The organism is Hungatella sp. SB206 (genome assembly GCF_051132295.1).
Classification (GTDB): Bacteria; Bacillota; Clostridia; order Lachnospirales; family Lachnospiraceae; genus Hungatella; species Hungatella effluvii.
Genome location: NZ_CP096603.1, coordinates 317,804 through 333,929, shown reverse-complemented (window position 1 = coordinate 333,929; position 16,126 = coordinate 317,804). Strand labels below are relative to the sequence as shown.

Here is a 16,126-nt window from a genome sequence, read left to right as displayed (position 1 = left end):
CCAAAAGCAGCATACCCCCTTTAACCTGCACACGTTTCGACCCAGCCAACCACTCAAGAATCCCGTATTCCCCCGTGTTCTTGCTGTTTCCATAACCTTCTCTCACATTTGCCCAACACCGCTTAAAATCCTCGTATGGGTACCACGATGCCACCTAGCTGTCCAAAGCCCGACACAGGGGCACACAGGGGGCTACACGGGGATGTCATGGATGACTGGGGATTCCGTTTCCTTTTTTCTGGTTATCATACGATTTCTGATTCTTCCAGCTGGGACTCCTCCCGTCTCGCAGTCCGATCAGCTCTCCGGGTACGTTCTCTGGCGGATATTTCTCTTGCCACCTTGTCATCAATATATTCACGGGTAGCCTGTGGGACATATTTTTCATACAGTTTCTGTACTGTATCATTTAATTCCCCCTGAAGATCGGTATCCCTTTTTTCCATATGGAACTTTAACGCATCCAATTTTTCTGTGTTAAAACTGACATTGATCGTAGTATTTCTCATTTCAAATCTCCTTTTTCTTTCAGAAAGCAAATCAGGCGGCTGCTCACACAGCCGCCCGATCTCGTTTCATCAGGTTCTTAAATAATGGATTAGTTCAATGGCATCTGCAAGACCTGCCTTATAATACCTCAGACGCTCCTGTTCCGGTATATCCATTTTAGCCATAAGTTGGTCGTCCAACCATTGTCGGTCATCCTCTGAAAGGCTATTGAGAATTCGATCCATGCGGAGGACATGCTCCTTGGTCTCTGTGCAATAAGCGGGAACCTTGTCCTCTTCACTTTTCCTCTTCAACTCCAGAACTCGTTCTTCGATTACCTGATTTAACTGATCCATAATCTCATCCATCGGTTACTTCCCTCCTTTCAGCCACACACAATACCGAACTTTTTTCTAAAAGTCGATATCACATATCCATAAACTGTCCAGGCAAATCTGCACAAATTTCATTTTTAGCTGTCTCATTCCGGAATAGTTGCCAGCCTTCCAAAAGCATACAGATGGCTGTTCCAGTAAGGAGAAGTAAGGTCCGCATAGCCAATAGGCGAACCACAATGCAGCATCCTAGAGCCTCCAACATAAATCCCCACATGGCTGACCGCCCCTGCAGATGCATAAGTTCCCGTAAAAAACACCAGATCTCCGGGTCTAGCTTCCTCTCTTGACACAATCGCACACTGGTCATAAATCCCCTGAGCTGTTGTTCTAGAAAGATGATACACCCCGGATCTCGTGTAGACCCAACAGATATATCCACTGCAGTCGAAACTGGTATCTGGAGAACTACCGCCCCATACATAGGGATAACCAATATAACGGGTTGCCTCTGCCATCAGCGCGGAAAAACTCCCATCTCCCATAGCCTGTCCGGGAGGAAGACCATTTCCACCCGGTACACTCACACCGTATTTTGCCAGCATATAGATGCGCTGTACATTCGTTTTATCTTCCAGAGAAACCTCCTGGTTTAATTCTGCAGCAAGATTTCCATAGACCATATTCAGGCTTTGGATTGGAATTGCAACCGTATAGGTTTCTCCCTCTTCATCCTCTCTCTCCTCATACTCTACAAAACAATCTGCGAATGCCCGGTAGTCCCCCTCATCCATCCGAGGGTGCTCCTTACCAAAAAACAGGGCATAAAAAATCGCTTTTACCTGGTAGGGATCTACTTCTTCGGCTTCTGCCATACCATTGATTTCATTTAACACCCCATCCAGTTTTTCAAAACTGTCCTGCATATTTTCGATGTACATCCGATACTCTGCTGGCACCTTTGAGGACAAATACCCCCCATGAAAGGACTGCTGGACAGCAGAAATGTTATGGTCTGCAGTCCCAGAAAGCGTGCACAGGATCATGGTGACAATTAAAATAACAGGGGTTACTAATGCTGCAATAACAGAAAAAAACACAGTCCGCCCATTCCGGTCAGAGAGGGTAAGCGCTACCAGTTTTGCTGTCACAGCGGCAGCTGAGACGGCCATAAAATCACTCCTTCCACACTTTTTATCGAGATATTCATCTGACGCATCAGGATTTATTTCATTCCATCATAGCCCCCCATATGAAACAGGCTCTGCTGATAGAAGCATCCCTCTCTTTCCTGTTTCTGTACAAGCTGATAAGCATGTTCGATTGCGTCCTCCAGAAACTGGGTTTCAAACCCTGCCGTTTCGTACCCTTGCCAGATTACATTGGCATAATGGTCAGAGGGAATTCCAAATGAATGCCCTGGTGTCATCACATAAACCATGGCCGGAACAGTTTTTCCATCCAGTTCAACCTCCAGCATCTGCTTCCCATACAAATTGGGATACCCTTCATAAAGATCCAGCGATGCCTCATCTCTGTTTTGGATCTCCCAGATCAGCACCGGCACAGTACTCCCTGCTTTAGGTTCTACGGTTGCCACAGCTCCCCTGCGGCCTCCCCGAAATAACAGTTCATAATCTTTTAACTCACTCTTTCCTACTACCTTCGCAGTCGGACAACGAAATGCCATCTGCTCCAGATTCAGATTGCTCCCATAGGCAATATAAAGTCTTTGTTTTCCTTTCAATTTGCTTCCTCCTGTCACATTCGCATACAAAAAGCCGGGGATTCCTGTGCTTCCCCAGCTGATTCTAATTCCTCAATTGGATGAATGATTTCCTGTCTCTGGATCCGTTCTGCCAATTCCTTCTCCCGCTTCTGTCGCATTCTTTCCTTTTGTGCTTCCGCCTGAGCCGGATCCTTCCAGGCAATACAGCCCGGCAGATTTGCCAGCAGATGCTGACGAGCTGTGGCGAATTCTTCTCCATTTAATCCTAGCCGTAAAAGCCAAGTGCGGAATGTATACTTCTCATTGCTGGTCTGAGTTTTTCTTCTGCTGGCACAGGACTGATTCAGCGCTTGGGCGCCAATCGCCAGACAAAACTGGATATAGGCCTTAATCTTGCCTGCATGAAGCGTCCCATTGAACAGACGAAATTCCACAGTTCCTTTCTGAAAAACAGAATGAAGGTTCAGACAATGATAGCGGCTATCATCATAATGCGCATCCCTCCGGCTCTCTCCGTTGTACCAGATCCGCTCTACAGCTTCCATACTTCTAGGTTTTCTCCGGTTTAACTCATCCAAAAATCGTGTATCCACCGGCTGACACCAACGATGCTGCCTTTCCACAGACACTCCAAGCGCTTTATAGATCAAGTCTTCCTTGGATGCCATGATATTGGTGATATTACGGAGAGTTCTGGCATCAAACGGCTCTGCATTGATATGCACATGGATTCCGCAGCTCTTGTTTGTCAGGGCACCATGCTCTTTCAGTTTCCGAATAATTTCCTGAATGGTAACAATGTCTTCATAGCGGCAGATTGGACTTACCATCTCTGTCCGGTATTCCACATCAGCATTTACCCTGCTTCCATTTACCTTCCGTTCTGCGTGAATACTGCTATCGCTCATAAATTTCCACTGCCGCCCCTCCGTGTCAATGGCTGCATAGGTATCGTAATAGGTTCCCAGATATTTGACTCTAGTTCCAAAATACTCTGCCGTTACCTCAGCCGCTTTCGCACGGGTAATGCCGGTCATCTCAATCTCAATGCCAAATTTCTGCTCCTTTAACTCCATTCATAGTCTCCCCTTTTAACGTCCTCCTGCCTTTCCGAACAGTCTGGCTTTGTGTTCCGGGGCATTTACCATTAAGTTATACCGCTCATTTCCACATTTATACAGGCAAACTCCCCTTTGTGGATACCGGATCAGGTTATACTCACTATCCTCCAGCTGCAGGGTATCCGTATAAAACTTGGCATCAATGCTCCCCGCATTGAACAGAAACTGATGCGTCGGGATGGAAAACAGCGGCTTGGTATACTCTCTCACGCCATCCAGATTAAAATCCTCTAGGTTCTGGCTTGCTATGATAACTGCAGAATCTTTTTTTCGCACACGCTTCATAAAATTTCTAACATACTCTACTGCAGTCAGGTTGGAAAGGAACAGATAAAACTCATCCAGGCTGGCTGCCGTATTGCCTTGTGTCAAAAGAACATCGCTCATAAACGAAAGCACATTAAAAAGCAATGCATTTTTAAGGCTCCTGCTGGCCTGTAACAGTCCTTTTACCCCAAAAGTAATGAAGCCATCATCGGTGATATTGGTATGTCCATTAAAGAACTTGCTCTCAGCTCCCACACACATAGAATTCAGCCCAAGAAGAATACTCTGAAGCATTTCTGCTGTATAAAGCTGTCTTCTGTTTTCGTCAAATCCCTGATATTCTTCCTCAATGAACGCATAAAGATCGGAGAGAACCGGGTAATCCTCCGCAACCAGGCATTCAAAATCACTTTCGTCTGTAATCCCCCATCTGGTATATAACTTCTGCAGCATGATCTCAATCACATCAATTTCCCTGTCGGAAAAATCCTTGTAGCTTCGGAAAAAGTCCTTTAAGAAACTGATATGCTGGGATAATCTGGATCGGATGCGAAAGGTCTGAGGTGCATCCAGATCCTCCGGGCTTCCCGCTTCGTCCCAGGTTTTCGGTTCCAGAGGGTTGATAATGAACTCCCCGCTCATTAAGTCGATAAAACACCCTCCCAGATTATTGGTCAGATCTTCATACTCCATTTCCGGATCCAGAGCGCAGATATGCATTCCGGACTCCCTTAAATTCGTCAGCAGCAATTTAAGCAGATAGCTTTTTCCCTGTCCGCTGTTTCCCAGAATCAGGATATTGGCATTCGTCTTATCATCTGCTCTCCGGTTAAAATCCACCAGTACATTACTCCCAAATTTATCTCTCCCAATATAGAACCCGTGAGGATCCGTCTTTCCTGAATAGTTAAAGGGATACAGATTCGCCACACTGCTGGCCGGAAGCACTCTCTCAAACTGATCCTTAAACAGGTTATAACCGCTTGGCATTACACACCGGAACCCCTGCTGCTGACGGAGGATCAGTCGGTCTACATTCAATTTTGACCGGATCAGTTCCGTTAGTACTTCTGTCTGAAGAAGCTTCAAATGCTCCAGATCATGGGCACACAACTCCAGATATACTGCCGTATGGAGGAGGGGTTCTCGGTTGCGGTGCATCTGGGCTACGATGGTAGTTACATCTTGTAAATTACTTTCAGCCAGAACGGTCTGCTGTAAATCACTGGTATTGCTCCGATCCATCCGGTTTTTGTTGGCTGCATTGCTGATGATCTTCCGCTCCTCAACGGGTGTCACATGACGAGTATAGATCCGCAAGGTTACACCGTCTTTCTCCCCTAAATGGGAGAGAATTGCCTGCTCTTCCGTAGCAGTCGGGTACTCCCGCAGTGCCCAGACACAACGATAGGTGTTACCACAAATAAAATGATCTGTTTCAAATTTAATGACAGACGGGGCGATCATATCCAGAAATTCCTGGATACGCACATTATCTTCCCTGTCATCAACTGCTGTTCTTCCTTTTTTCAAGTCATCTCCTCCTCACTCTAAATCTCTGGTATGATCCACCGCTCCCCGTCAAAGTCTTCAAACTTCTCTGTGGTCACGTTCTGCTCATAGTAAACAGCCAGGATACGTTTGATATCCTCTTTATCTGCCCGTTTAACAGAAAAACTCTGTTCCTTCAGGGATTTTTCAATCCTGGAAAGGTACGGAAAAATATCCGATTCCTTTTCATCTTTTAACCGCAGCATAATCAGAAATTCACGGGCTGTCGCCATCTGCACCTGAATCCGGTCCAGATGGGTCTGATCCTGTTCCAAAAGACGGCGTATGACTGGATTCTCTTCCTGCTCCATCTGACTTTTCAGAAACCGCTTGTTGTCTTCAAAGCTTTCCCTGCTGTTTAGACACAGCATCTCAATCTCTGCCACTCCTTTTAGCACAGTCATAAGAGCATAGATTCTTGCCCCGACACTAGATTCGGACAAAACAGAAATATTCGTTGGTTTTACAATAAAATACACCAGCTCCCCCTGTCCGTAGGTCACCAGACTGTAGTCTGTAATCTCCTTTGCACCAATGAACTGCCGTGTGGAGAGGCGCTTCTCTGCCTCTTTTTTCGCTTTTCTTTTCTCCCTGCTCATTCATACCTCCACTCAAAAAATTGCTGACGCATAAAAAAATACGCACAGGCATACCGGACAAAATCCAGAATGCTGGTATCTTCAAATCGGATCGTCAGAAATCCATATACCCCTGTCAGAACACAAGGGAACATAAATCCCGCCTGCGTAGCTACTAAAATGGAGACCAATCCGCAAATACCAAGAATCCCAATGTCCCGAAGCTGCCATAACCAAAGTGTTGCTTTTGATTTCAAATGGTCCGGATAAATATACAACCGATCACCTCCAAATAATAACCGCCGGCATGATGAAGCTCTGCCGGCGGTATGTTCGATCCTTCCTCTTATTCAGTTTCCTCAAGTTCTGCCTTTCCCTCTGTCTCCTGCATCTCTCCAGATACTACATGTTCTTCCTGCGAAAGTACATCTTCAATCAGTCAGATCACAAATTCTTTCTGGCTCTGTCCTGTCTTTTTGAGGTATTTTTTTAACCTCTGAAAAAACTCCTCTGATACCTGAAATGCCAGTGTCCTGATTCCGTTTGCCATCTCTCTTTCTCCCTTCTCAAAGTGGTCTTTTAGAATCCGTTCCATATACTCGTTCAGCTTGATTCCCCATTCTTCCTGTTCTTCCCTCACTTTCTTATGCAGGGATTCTGGAATCATGGCGCATAAATTTTTCTTACGCTCTTCCATTTGACTCTCCTTTCCTCGTTTTTACAAGCCAAGTATATCCATAAAGAGATGAGATAGCTATGACGATACCCAACAAAGATTGCCTGAAAACGGAAGCAGAACTACCAATCTTATGGTTCTTTCTCCTCCTTCATCTTCCGCAAAAAATAAGCGATACCACGGAGAACAAAATCCACACACGGTATCGCTACGCTATTTCCAAGAGCTTTGTAACGGGCACTGTCCGAGGCACCAGGGATATCTGTCCAGTGATCCGGAAAACCCTGCAACCGTTCACACTCCAAAGGCGTCAGCCTCCGGATCAATTTCCGGTTCTCAACAATACATTTATCTTCGCTGACATATTGATTATTGATCCCCTTATGATCTGTATATCCAATGGTTCCTACCGTATTCTGATACGGCTCACACACCAAATCCGTAGCATCCTTATGCTGTCTGGCACTCTGAGTCGCTGTTACCCGATTTTGCAGAAATTCATCACTTCTTTGGCGGCTGAACACTGCATGACGGTCTGCACTAGTAAGAGTATAGGAAATATCCGGCTGGCATCCCAGACCATTTCCTCCATTTTGTACTTCCCGATCAATGATATTTCCGGCAATACAATAACTCTCCGGCATATCTGAGACCAGTGGGACATTGTTTCCTCCTGTTCCATACCGGGCTGACATGGTAGGGGCCACCTCATGCGGACCTGTATATCTGGCATCAATCCCGTGATTCTCAAACAGAATCTGCTGATTGTTCCCGCCGGTTTCTGCCTCCTCTGTAAGAGCTGGATCCGGAATTTCCTCTGTCCCAGCACTCCCCTGCTGGATGCCCATCACCAGAGGCGGATGACCACTCATCCCTGCCCGCAGGGTTGCTGTTATATCGACCGAAACATCCATACGCTCTCCTCCTTGGTCATTGAGGCACAGACACTCTTCTTTTTTTTCTGCACTTTCAAACTTCCTCATCCCCTCTGCCACAAAGGTCTGCATCTGCATATTGGTCGTTGCCATCAAAGCTCCGGATATTCCGTTGAGGTTGATCGTTTCTTCCCTCTGATTAATATGGAACGCAAAAATATCCACCTGTTTTTCCTCTGCTACTCTACTCCCGCCTGAATCCGCAGAGCTGTTTCCAGCTGCGGTGGTAACTCCTTTCCCCTGACCTTGGCCCTCCGCAGGATCCCTAAGCAGGCGTTCCTGCTCAAATAATATCTTTGGTGCGGTGAGTCCTCCAAAATCTGCGACAAGGAAGATTCTACGGCGGCGCTGGGCGACTCCCCAGTATTGAGCATCCAAGACTCTCCAAGCCAAGCTGAATTGATCTCCCAAAATGGCAGCCCCAGCAGATTCCCAGCGCCCGGTGTCAGGTCGAGGCACATGACAGGTACTGTCCTTGATATGGACAATCTCCTCGATGACCGCCCGGAAATCTTCTCCATTTGCGGAGCTGAATGCTCCAGGGACATTTTCCCAAACGAGGTATCGAGGTCGAATAAAGTCATCTGATACCCCTCGTCTTTCATCCTCTGCTCTCATCTCCTTTACTATGCGTACCTGGTCCATAAACAGGCCGGAGCGCTCCCCTGCCAATCCTTTCCGTAATCCGGCTACTGACAAATCCTGACAGGGGCTGCCTCCACAGATTACATCCACAGGCGGCAATTTTGCTCCATCCAGTTTTGTAATGTCCCCTACATGGATCATATCTGGAAACCGGAGTTTGGTTACCCTCATGGGAAACGGTTCTATCTCACTGGCCCATACCGGCACACCTCCACAGTGAACTGCCGCCAGAGGGAATCCTCCAATCCCATCAAATAGGCTCCCCAGTGTCATCATCCGCCCATCTCCATTCCCTTTTGTATCGGTACTTCACACAGTTCCCATCCAATTTCCTGTTCGCTGACCCGTCTAAGCGGAATCCGGAGCTGCCTTGCTGCACGGATTTCCTGCTCCATTCCTGAAGACAGTTCACTTCCACACGCCCAGATTTCCTCACAAACCTTCAAAATCCGAAGCCCCATATCTGTTCCCAGCTTTCTCTCTTCTGGGACTCCATCATCCAGCATCTGCGGATATAGCAGATGAGAGGCAATTGGCGTAACCCCCTGGTTCATGGCATAACGACAGGCTGCCTTTGCAAATGCTACATTCCGCTCAACATCTCCAGAATACGGAGATGCAATATACACCAGTTTGTTGTGTTCCATCCTTCACCGTCCTCTCTACTTGGAAACCACTTGCACAACCGTCCTTGTTAGGTTCATAGCTCCCTGCGCTGCATAGACTGCTCCCATCACATTTGCTTTGGTTCCTGTTTCCAACCCAAACTGCCCCGCAATCCGCGGAATCTCACCTGCCGATAACATAAGCCCCAGACCAAGCAGTGCCTGATCCTTAACGACCATCAGACCTGCGATCAGGACCGTCGCCTGTAAAAATGCGGTCAGGCACAGACCGATTACCTGCTTGCACCAGCCAACAAATCCATCAATATATCCCCTTGGCACACTGAATAAATAAAGGCTCCCTACTGCAATCTGAATCAGCAGGATCCCGCCCCGTTTTAAGTTCGCAAAGAACACTTTGATTACCGCATAACCCATGAGAATCAGGAGAAAAATCATAAAAATCGGGCTACTAATCATTCCGATTCCACCAAAAACACCTGATGCGGCAGCCTCCTGCCAGGTGGCGGCATCCTGAAGAGACTGCACAATCCCTGCCGCAACTGTCCCAATATCTTCTCCCAATCCTGTAATACCAGCTGTAAAACTTCCCTGAAGGGAAACACTGAGTTTATACAGTTCCACTGGAACAGTAGTAAACAGGCTGGCTGCCAGGAATCCCTTGATTACGTTCAGTGCCGTGTCGCGTATGCTGCCCCTGCCATTCTGATATTCAATTCCACATTCAAAGGCTGCCACTACGATTCCCGTCACATAAAGTGCCCATGCCAGATAAGAAAAAAGAAGCACGACAGACTGCACCCAGCTCATTTCAAACAGTTCAGCCCCCATGCTTCCCATCTGCATGAAAAAATCTCCCAGAAATCCAACAATCTGACCATACAGCCAGTCAATGATCTGTCCCAGAACCGTATCTGCAACAAAATCCCAGATAAACAAGTTTTAACCACCTCCCCTTAACACATCTTCTGTCCCATTTGCATAGCTTCCTCCGGTTCTTGAAACACTTCCAAATAAGTCTTTATCGCCTCGCTGAGTACTTTATAATCTTCTTTCCCGGGCTGATATACATACCAGCTGGTCTCTTTTCCATAGGACCAAATGTGGGGATTTACCCCATCACGAAAATTAGGGTTCGTCGTGTTTTTCAGGCCCCACACATCTCTAAATTTCACAACCATGCTGTCGATCATTCCTTCATTCCGATTCAAAAGGGTCACTTTCAATCGGTCATAATGATCCGCAACCATGCCTGTCTGAAAGTTGATTTTGACACGGATCTGATCCGTCAGCCTTCCATAACAACAATTCCCAACAAACCTTGGTTCTGAAAAGCTCGCTCCCGTTCCAAACATTTTTTTTAGTTCCCTTTCAAAAAATGTCATGCTTTCCTCCTCCGACCTATGTGGGTTCTCACGTTCTTCCCCTTCTTTCTTTCCTGCCATTTTTCCCGGTTCCACCTTCTGGCAAACGCTTCCTGTCCATAATGCAACTGTTTCTCCCTCTCTTGTAAGCAGTTCATCCATCCTTCCAATCAGTTTTTCCATATGCGCCTGCCAGTGCTTCCAATCCCGTTCCTGAAACCAGCCGCACCACAAAACTCCCGACTTCTCCTGCTCTTTTGCACATTTACGGCTGTAAAAAAGAGTTTCCGACAGATATTCCCTTACCCACTGAAGGGATTCTTTCGATGCTGTAAAAGAAGACAGGGAGGAAAACTTCTTATCCCCCCTGATTCCATCCAGTGCAGAAAAATCCTTCTCCTGGAATTTTACAATTAGTTCTGCCACTGCCATTGGGCTTGTATGAGACACCCCTTCTGACACTTCCGGAGGGGCATTCCAAGAATCTGCCTTCAGCCAGGCAAGCATCTGCCGGAGTTCTACATCCCCTTGTTCCGGAAGATGTTTCCGTATGAGACTGATGGCATCCAGTCCAGCATCGGACTCAAACGCAGTAATTCCCCAACATCCCATGATATACCTCCTAAATTCCAAGAATCTGCCAGATATAAAGCGGTGCAGTTAGGGTAAATACCAGACAGGCAAACAGAATTGCAGGTGCTGCCCATTCAAACTGTCCGTGCTTCCGATAATCAAAGTATGCCGTTCCCAGTTTTCCAAAAAAGAACACGGCAAGGATCAAATCTATAGCGGGAAATACAACATGATCGACAACTGTTTTAATCTGTTGGGATGCCGTCTGCCAAGTTCCCTCAATCGCACCGGCTACATCGCCCGATGCATATACCGGAACGCAGAACAAAACTACCAGTACGAATACCATGCACATAACTGCTGAAATTTTCTTTGTTCTCATTTATTTTTCCTTTCTACTAAGATTGTGTGAGTTTCAGCCCCATTCTTTGCTGTCTTTCAAGAAGAGGAGCCAATTCGATAATATCCGGATGTTCCTGAAACTTTAGATCTCCCCGAAAGCCAACTTTTAAACTGCTAAACCGCTTTGCCTCCTCCTGCAAAGAAGTAGGTGCATCTAGTGGAAGTTCCTGATTCCACCGAACCCATTCCCCATTTTGAAAACGTGGCTGCAATCTCAAAATCACATAGGATTCCGGAACAAATACAGGATAATACCTTAATACTCCTCCAACTCCATAGTAAGGCTTCCCTTCCATCATCACCGTCTTTTGCATTAATTCCAGTGTATCCTCTAAAGATGTACAAAACCAGCATTCCTTATCACCCATCCTTCGTATCCTGCCATCCCTCAGAATATCTTCCAAATGGTCACGGGTTGTGTAATGATACAAAAATCCCCTTGGTTTCTCCGTCTGTTGATATGACATACTTCCTCCTACTCTGGTTTCTGTGGTGCGATATGCCAGTCACTCCACAAGTTCCCATCAATGATAATAGAATCATTCAGATTCATGGAGAGCATTCCAGCCGGTGTCCAGCAATCCAGCAGCCAAGTATATGGCGTATAACTTCCATCCGGATACCAAATTGGTGTAAAATGCGTTCTCCTCTCATAGGTACTGTAACCATTTTTCTTAAACTCATGGGTCATATCATAGCCGCCATTCATCCGTTCCAAAAGCCTCCAAAACCTCTCATACTGAAATTCCGGAAAATAAGTCACCGCATTCTGCGCAGATGTCACTGCAGAACTCTGATTGGTGCTGACATGTGTCGTTACCTTCTCTTGGAATCCATAACCGGATTTCATCGTCCTTCCCGTAGCGGTAGGAGACTTTTCATCGGTTGTAATTCTCATATCTGCAGTCAGGCTTGCGGAGTATCGATCCAGGTCAAACTCCCACCAGCCATGGTCACACCAGTACCCGTCATCATCCTCATCTCCGCTGTGCCATACCCAATGTTCCTGCCACCATGGTCTCCACACGCTCCAGGATGCGGAGGTTACTTCTGCATTAGAAGGAATCACAGGCCTTGTAAATCCGTCATTCCGGTCATCCGCATTGGGATCTGGCGGTGGATTTTCATCCAGATCCACGACATTGATATGAAGAGTCCCTTTACTGGTTCCTCCTCCACCTCGCACACGGACGGTCATCGTCATGGCCTGGGGTTCTTCCGGTGTTGTCCAACGGATCCAAGCCAACTGGCTGTCGCCGGATGGATAATATACCTCCCCTACCTCATAGCTTCTTCCTCCTACAGAAAATGTTACGGATACCGGATGATCCGGATCACTCTGCCCGCCGCTTACCTCTACTGCCGTAATCACTTCCGTATTCGTCCGATATTCATAATCATAGGTCGTGATTTCCGGTTCTTCTGGAGGCACATCCCGGAACCGTACAATACCAAGACCCAAGGAACTCTTTATTTCACTGTTGGAACGGACTCCCGATGTCGGACCTCCCCAGGCCGGATATCCCAGATCCGGTGTTTCCAAAAACATGGACAGCGGCAGGTTCTGAAATGCCACGGTTGGAAGAACAGCTCGAAGCCCTCCGCTTAACATCTCATCATAGAGTGCTGCCTCTGTTGCCGTGACCGCAATCAGAGTTCCCTGAAATTTTAGAAAACTGATTGGCTCCAATAAAAGCCGGTACTCTCCTCCCACCAGTGTATCAAAGTCCATTCCGGTTAGTCCGGCAATGCTGCGCACCACCTGTTCATCTGTAAAATAGCTTTTGATCTGCTCAATATTGGCTTGCCCCAAGCTTTTCGAGCTGATGATTCTTGGTAGGGGCTGTGCCGGATTCACAAACTCATACGGATTGGTGTCGATCATTAGGGCACTTCCTTTGGTATATGACATTTTACTGACTTTCCCAAAGGAGTAGGTAATGTTGGGATGCTTATTTGTTAAGTCAATCGGTCTTGTTACCGGATCATGGCTCTCTGCCCGGATTACGGTAACCCGCACTCCTTCATTTCCCGGTGACCAGGAATTCTGGCTGGTCCCCTGTCCCATACTTCCGCCACCTCCATCCAGGTTCCCGTCCCCTACCGCATAAACCTGGATGGAGAGTATCAAAGACAGTAAGATTGAGACTGTAAAAAACACATATTTCTTCTGTTTCAAGTATCCTCCTTTCCAACCACGGGAAGCCTTGTCTCCTTCCCTAGTTTCTGGGAAAAGAAAAAACACCACATTGATGCGGTGCTTCCTCTTTCTGTCTTAATCCATAATGCCAATCTTATTCCCGTTTTCATACATATCTTCTGCTGCAGTTCCAGAGCCTCCTCCTCCATGGTTTTCTACCCAGCCGAATCCTGGAACATAGATCTGGTTCCCGGAAGTATCTCCTGCCTGCGGCTGTTCCGGATCTGCTACCGGTTCGGAAGGTTTTTCTACCGCTTCATGATCCACGGGAACCGGAGGGGTATCCTGCTTTGTACCATCCGGTTTTTGCGTTGGATCTGTCAGGATCTCCTTGCTTGGCGGTTCTGGTTTGGTTGGTTTCGGTTGGATACTCTGCGTTGTCTGATCAGTCTGTGGCGCCCGACTGTCCACCGCCTGAGTGTCTGTTTCCTGATTTTCTCCGATTCCCGGATGAATCACAAGGCTCTCTTCTTCTCTGGATACTACTTTACTTTCCTCTTCCTTCTTTTCAAAATCTCCAGGATCTACAATCAATTCTGTTTCCGTTTCCCCTGTTCCTGGCAGAGCATCTTCACCGGACGGTTTCGGACCAAACTGCATTCCAATGGCAGCGATCAGGCCGATTCCTATGAGCACGCCGCCCAAAATTGCCAGATTCTTTTTCATCTTCTCTGTCAGTTTCATAATTCTGCTCCTCCTTTATCCTGTTTTCTGTTTTGTTATGCACAACATACTATACAATCCTCTCAAAGTCCAGGTCATTCCCTAGAACACCTCTGTATATCCAGCCTGTACCTTCAATGTGATCCACATGGATGGAAGAATCCGGCCGCCAAACCGAACCGGAACCTCCAGTCTAACAATAGCATCTGCCTCAAACCGCTGCGCATGGGCTGGATCCGATGGGGTCAGAGGTGCATTCCGAAGCATCACTTGCAGGCTGTCTATGGCAAACTCCATTGCAGTTCCAGTATCCGCATACTTTACATGCCTGCCGCCAGACAATTGGGTCCCTATGGTTTCATCCAGATAATCATAAATGTCCCCTTCATTCAGATCTTCTTCCCAGCTTCCCTCTCCAAAGGGAACATAGCTGCCAGAATATCCCTCCCTGACTCCATGATACACACCTGCATAATTATCATTGACTGTGGAAATGACAGCATCCTCCACGGCTTCCCGCACACCTGCCGCAATAACTTGAAACCGGAAATACTCACTAATCCCACACATCAGAATAATCAGCGAAAGAACAATCCCCATGGTCATGGGAAATGAGGAGGCTCGCCTGTCTCTCAGTATCTCTTTCATCCGTTTCCGCAATCCCTCCACCTCATTTCCAGTAAACTTCTGATTTTCCAGCTGCCTGTGCGCGAAGCGTAACCGGAAAAGAAGCAAACTCGCCAAACAGACCGATATTTGTATCCATCGTCAGGGTAACGGTAACCTCTTCATTTAACTGGATTCTTCCATGACTGGACCATAAAATGTCCGGATGAAGCCCTGTTTTTTCTGACAGCACAGCGGCACGGCGGCTTGTCTCTGCACCTACGCGCCCGCTTACCTCTGCTTCACGCACCAGTTCTGTAGCGAAGGTATCCAGCTGCTGTTTCTGAATAAAAACCGGAAGCACACGCATGGCAAGGGCAAGCACCATGACCGCACACAAAACCAACACGATCACATCCACATATCCTTCGCCCCGTCTTTCTGACAGTGCTCTCCATAAACGATGACTCCTCATCCTCTCCTCCTTCCTGTCTAAAACATTCCTCCGAGGCTCTCCAATGCCACATAGCAGATAATCGCCAAGTAAGTCAGCAGAAAACATACCAGCATGACAAAGGAAAAAACACGGATCTTAGGAGGGATTTTCTGTGCCTGTGCTTTTAATCTCTGCAGTTCGATCTGCTTAAAATCATGAGCCAGCATCTGAAAATACACTGTGCTGTCATCCCCTCGAAGGACACCAATCAATCCACGTACCACATCGGACAGCATGGGCGAGTTCAGTCTTGCCTCGAATCGTGTCAGCGCCGCTTCATAATTGGAGGAACGCATATCCGCCAGAAGAATATCTAACTCTCCAGTCAGCGCTGGTCCCGCATTCCCCTTGAACCGCTCCAACATACCGATCACATTACGGCTTGCTTTCAGTTCCTGTTCCATAGTCGCCACCATTCTCGGAAGCTCCCCCTCTATCTCTTCCCGCTTTGCCTTTAAGGTTTCATCCGCTTTCTGATTTTCCTTAAAGTAAAGAAGTAAGGCCAGCACAACCACGACAGGAACTAGAAGCGGAAAAAGGAACATGCAGGGAATCGCCCCTAAAAGAACTGCGCCTGATTTTACCAGAGCATACGCCTGATACACTTCCGGGGTCATATTCATTCCACTGGCTTTTAACACATTCTGCATCCTGCTTCTCTTATATGCATCCATCCGGATGAAACCAGACAGTCGCACTGCCAGGATCATAAAATAAGTTTCCAATGTCTTTGCCGCTTTCCGCTCCTGTTTTACCGTACCCAGCATGGCCTTCGCCGCACCCATGGTAGGTAACTTTAGAACAGACGCAGTTAAAAAGAAAAGTCCCAGAGCTAAAAACAGCCCGAATAAAAATAACAAGCCTTCCATA

At 47.1% G+C, this 16,126-nt stretch carries 20 protein-coding genes; all 20 read right to left on the bottom strand.

Features of this window, described 5'->3' with window-relative positions; genetic code table 11:
* Positions 1-245 precede the first annotated feature (245 nt).
* A complete protein-coding gene (locus M1L66_RS01495; protein WP_055650613.1) occupies positions 246-509 on the bottom strand; it encodes a DUF6103 family protein in 264 nt (87 codons plus the stop codon).
* A 69-nt stretch (positions 510-578) separates the two neighbouring features.
* Positions 579-857: a hypothetical protein gene (locus M1L66_RS01490; protein WP_002593799.1), complete on the bottom strand. Its 279-nt coding sequence runs from the start codon at positions 855-857 to the stop codon at positions 579-581.
* Between the two features lie 113 nt (positions 858-970).
* Complete coding sequence (locus M1L66_RS01485; RefSeq protein ID WP_279019812.1) at positions 971-1,996, bottom strand: C40 family peptidase; 1,026 nt, start codon at positions 1,994-1,996, stop codon at positions 971-973.
* 53 nt (positions 1,997-2,049) lie between these two features.
* Positions 2,050-2,514, bottom strand: coding sequence for a gamma-glutamylcyclotransferase family protein (locus M1L66_RS01480; RefSeq protein ID WP_242990551.1), 465 nt, complete (start codon positions 2,512-2,514; stop codon positions 2,050-2,052).
* Positions 2,515-2,585: 71 nt separating this feature from the next.
* A complete protein-coding gene (locus M1L66_RS01475) occupies positions 2,586-3,629 on the bottom strand; it encodes an amidoligase family protein (RefSeq protein ID WP_244052304.1) in 1,044 nt (347 codons plus the stop codon).
* 15 nt (positions 3,630-3,644) lie between these two features.
* Complete coding sequence (locus M1L66_RS01470; RefSeq protein WP_117471975.1) at positions 3,645-5,474, bottom strand: VirB4 family type IV secretion system protein; 1,830 nt, start codon at positions 5,472-5,474, stop codon at positions 3,645-3,647.
* A gap of 17 nt (positions 5,475-5,491) precedes the next feature.
* Complete coding sequence (locus M1L66_RS01465; protein ID WP_002593804.1) at positions 5,492-6,091, bottom strand: hypothetical protein; 600 nt, start codon at positions 6,089-6,091, stop codon at positions 5,492-5,494.
* Positions 6,088-6,348 carry a hypothetical protein gene (locus tag M1L66_RS01460; RefSeq protein WP_117471977.1) on the bottom strand — a complete coding sequence of 87 codons (261 nt, stop codon included), beginning with the start codon at positions 6,346-6,348 and terminating at the stop codon, positions 6,088-6,090. The genes M1L66_RS01465 and M1L66_RS01460 overlap by 4 nt, the downstream gene beginning before the upstream one ends.
* Positions 6,349-6,509: 161 nt before the next feature.
* Positions 6,510-6,767, bottom strand: a complete 258-nt coding sequence (locus M1L66_RS01455) for a 4-oxalocrotonate tautomerase (RefSeq protein WP_117471979.1) — start codon at positions 6,765-6,767, stop codon at positions 6,510-6,512.
* A gap of 110 nt (positions 6,768-6,877) precedes the next feature.
* A complete protein-coding gene (dcm, locus tag M1L66_RS01450) occupies positions 6,878-8,602 on the bottom strand; it encodes a DNA (cytosine-5-)-methyltransferase (RefSeq protein ID WP_181968502.1) in 1,725 nt (574 codons plus the stop codon).
* Positions 8,599-8,973 (bottom strand): DUF7768 domain-containing protein, encoded by a 375-nt coding sequence (locus M1L66_RS01445; RefSeq protein WP_117471981.1) that lies wholly within the window; start codon positions 8,971-8,973, stop codon positions 8,599-8,601. The genes dcm and M1L66_RS01445 overlap by 4 nt, the downstream gene beginning before the upstream one ends.
* A 15-nt stretch (positions 8,974-8,988) precedes the next feature.
* A complete protein-coding gene (locus M1L66_RS01440; RefSeq protein WP_117471984.1) occupies positions 8,989-9,891 on the bottom strand; it encodes a conjugal transfer protein TrbL family protein in 903 nt (300 codons plus the stop codon).
* Between the two features lie 17 nt (positions 9,892-9,908).
* Complete coding sequence (locus M1L66_RS01435) at positions 9,909-10,928, bottom strand: DUF4259 domain-containing protein (protein WP_117471986.1); 1,020 nt, start codon at positions 10,926-10,928, stop codon at positions 9,909-9,911.
* A 10-nt stretch (positions 10,929-10,938) separates the two neighbouring features.
* Entirely contained in the window at positions 10,939-11,244 is a 306-nt protein-coding gene (locus M1L66_RS01430; RefSeq protein WP_434694180.1) for a DUF3852 domain-containing protein, read from the bottom strand.
* A 43-nt stretch (positions 11,245-11,287) separates the two neighbouring features.
* Positions 11,288-11,758 carry a hypothetical protein gene (locus tag M1L66_RS01425; protein WP_117471990.1) on the bottom strand — a complete coding sequence of 157 codons (471 nt, stop codon included), beginning with the start codon at positions 11,756-11,758 and terminating at the stop codon, positions 11,288-11,290.
* An 8-nt stretch (positions 11,759-11,766) separates the two neighbouring features.
* A complete protein-coding gene (locus M1L66_RS01420) occupies positions 11,767-13,470 on the bottom strand; it encodes a hypothetical protein (RefSeq protein ID WP_349769166.1) in 1,704 nt (567 codons plus the stop codon).
* Positions 13,471-13,566: 96 nt separating this feature from the next.
* Complete coding sequence (locus M1L66_RS01415) at positions 13,567-14,175, bottom strand: DUF6550 family protein (protein WP_244052302.1); 609 nt, start codon at positions 14,173-14,175, stop codon at positions 13,567-13,569.
* A gap of 81 nt (positions 14,176-14,256) precedes the next feature.
* Complete coding sequence (locus tag M1L66_RS01410) at positions 14,257-14,802, bottom strand: hypothetical protein (protein ID WP_279019816.1); 546 nt, start codon at positions 14,800-14,802, stop codon at positions 14,257-14,259.
* A gap of 22 nt (positions 14,803-14,824) precedes the next feature.
* Complete coding sequence (locus M1L66_RS01405) at positions 14,825-15,235, bottom strand: DUF4320 family protein (RefSeq protein ID WP_002593815.1); 411 nt, start codon at positions 15,233-15,235, stop codon at positions 14,825-14,827.
* A 17-nt stretch (positions 15,236-15,252) separates the two neighbouring features.
* Positions 15,253-16,125 carry a hypothetical protein gene (locus M1L66_RS01400; RefSeq protein ID WP_002593816.1) on the bottom strand — a complete coding sequence of 291 codons (873 nt, stop codon included), beginning with the start codon at positions 16,123-16,125 and terminating at the stop codon, positions 15,253-15,255.
* Position 16,126: the final 1 nt, after the last annotated feature.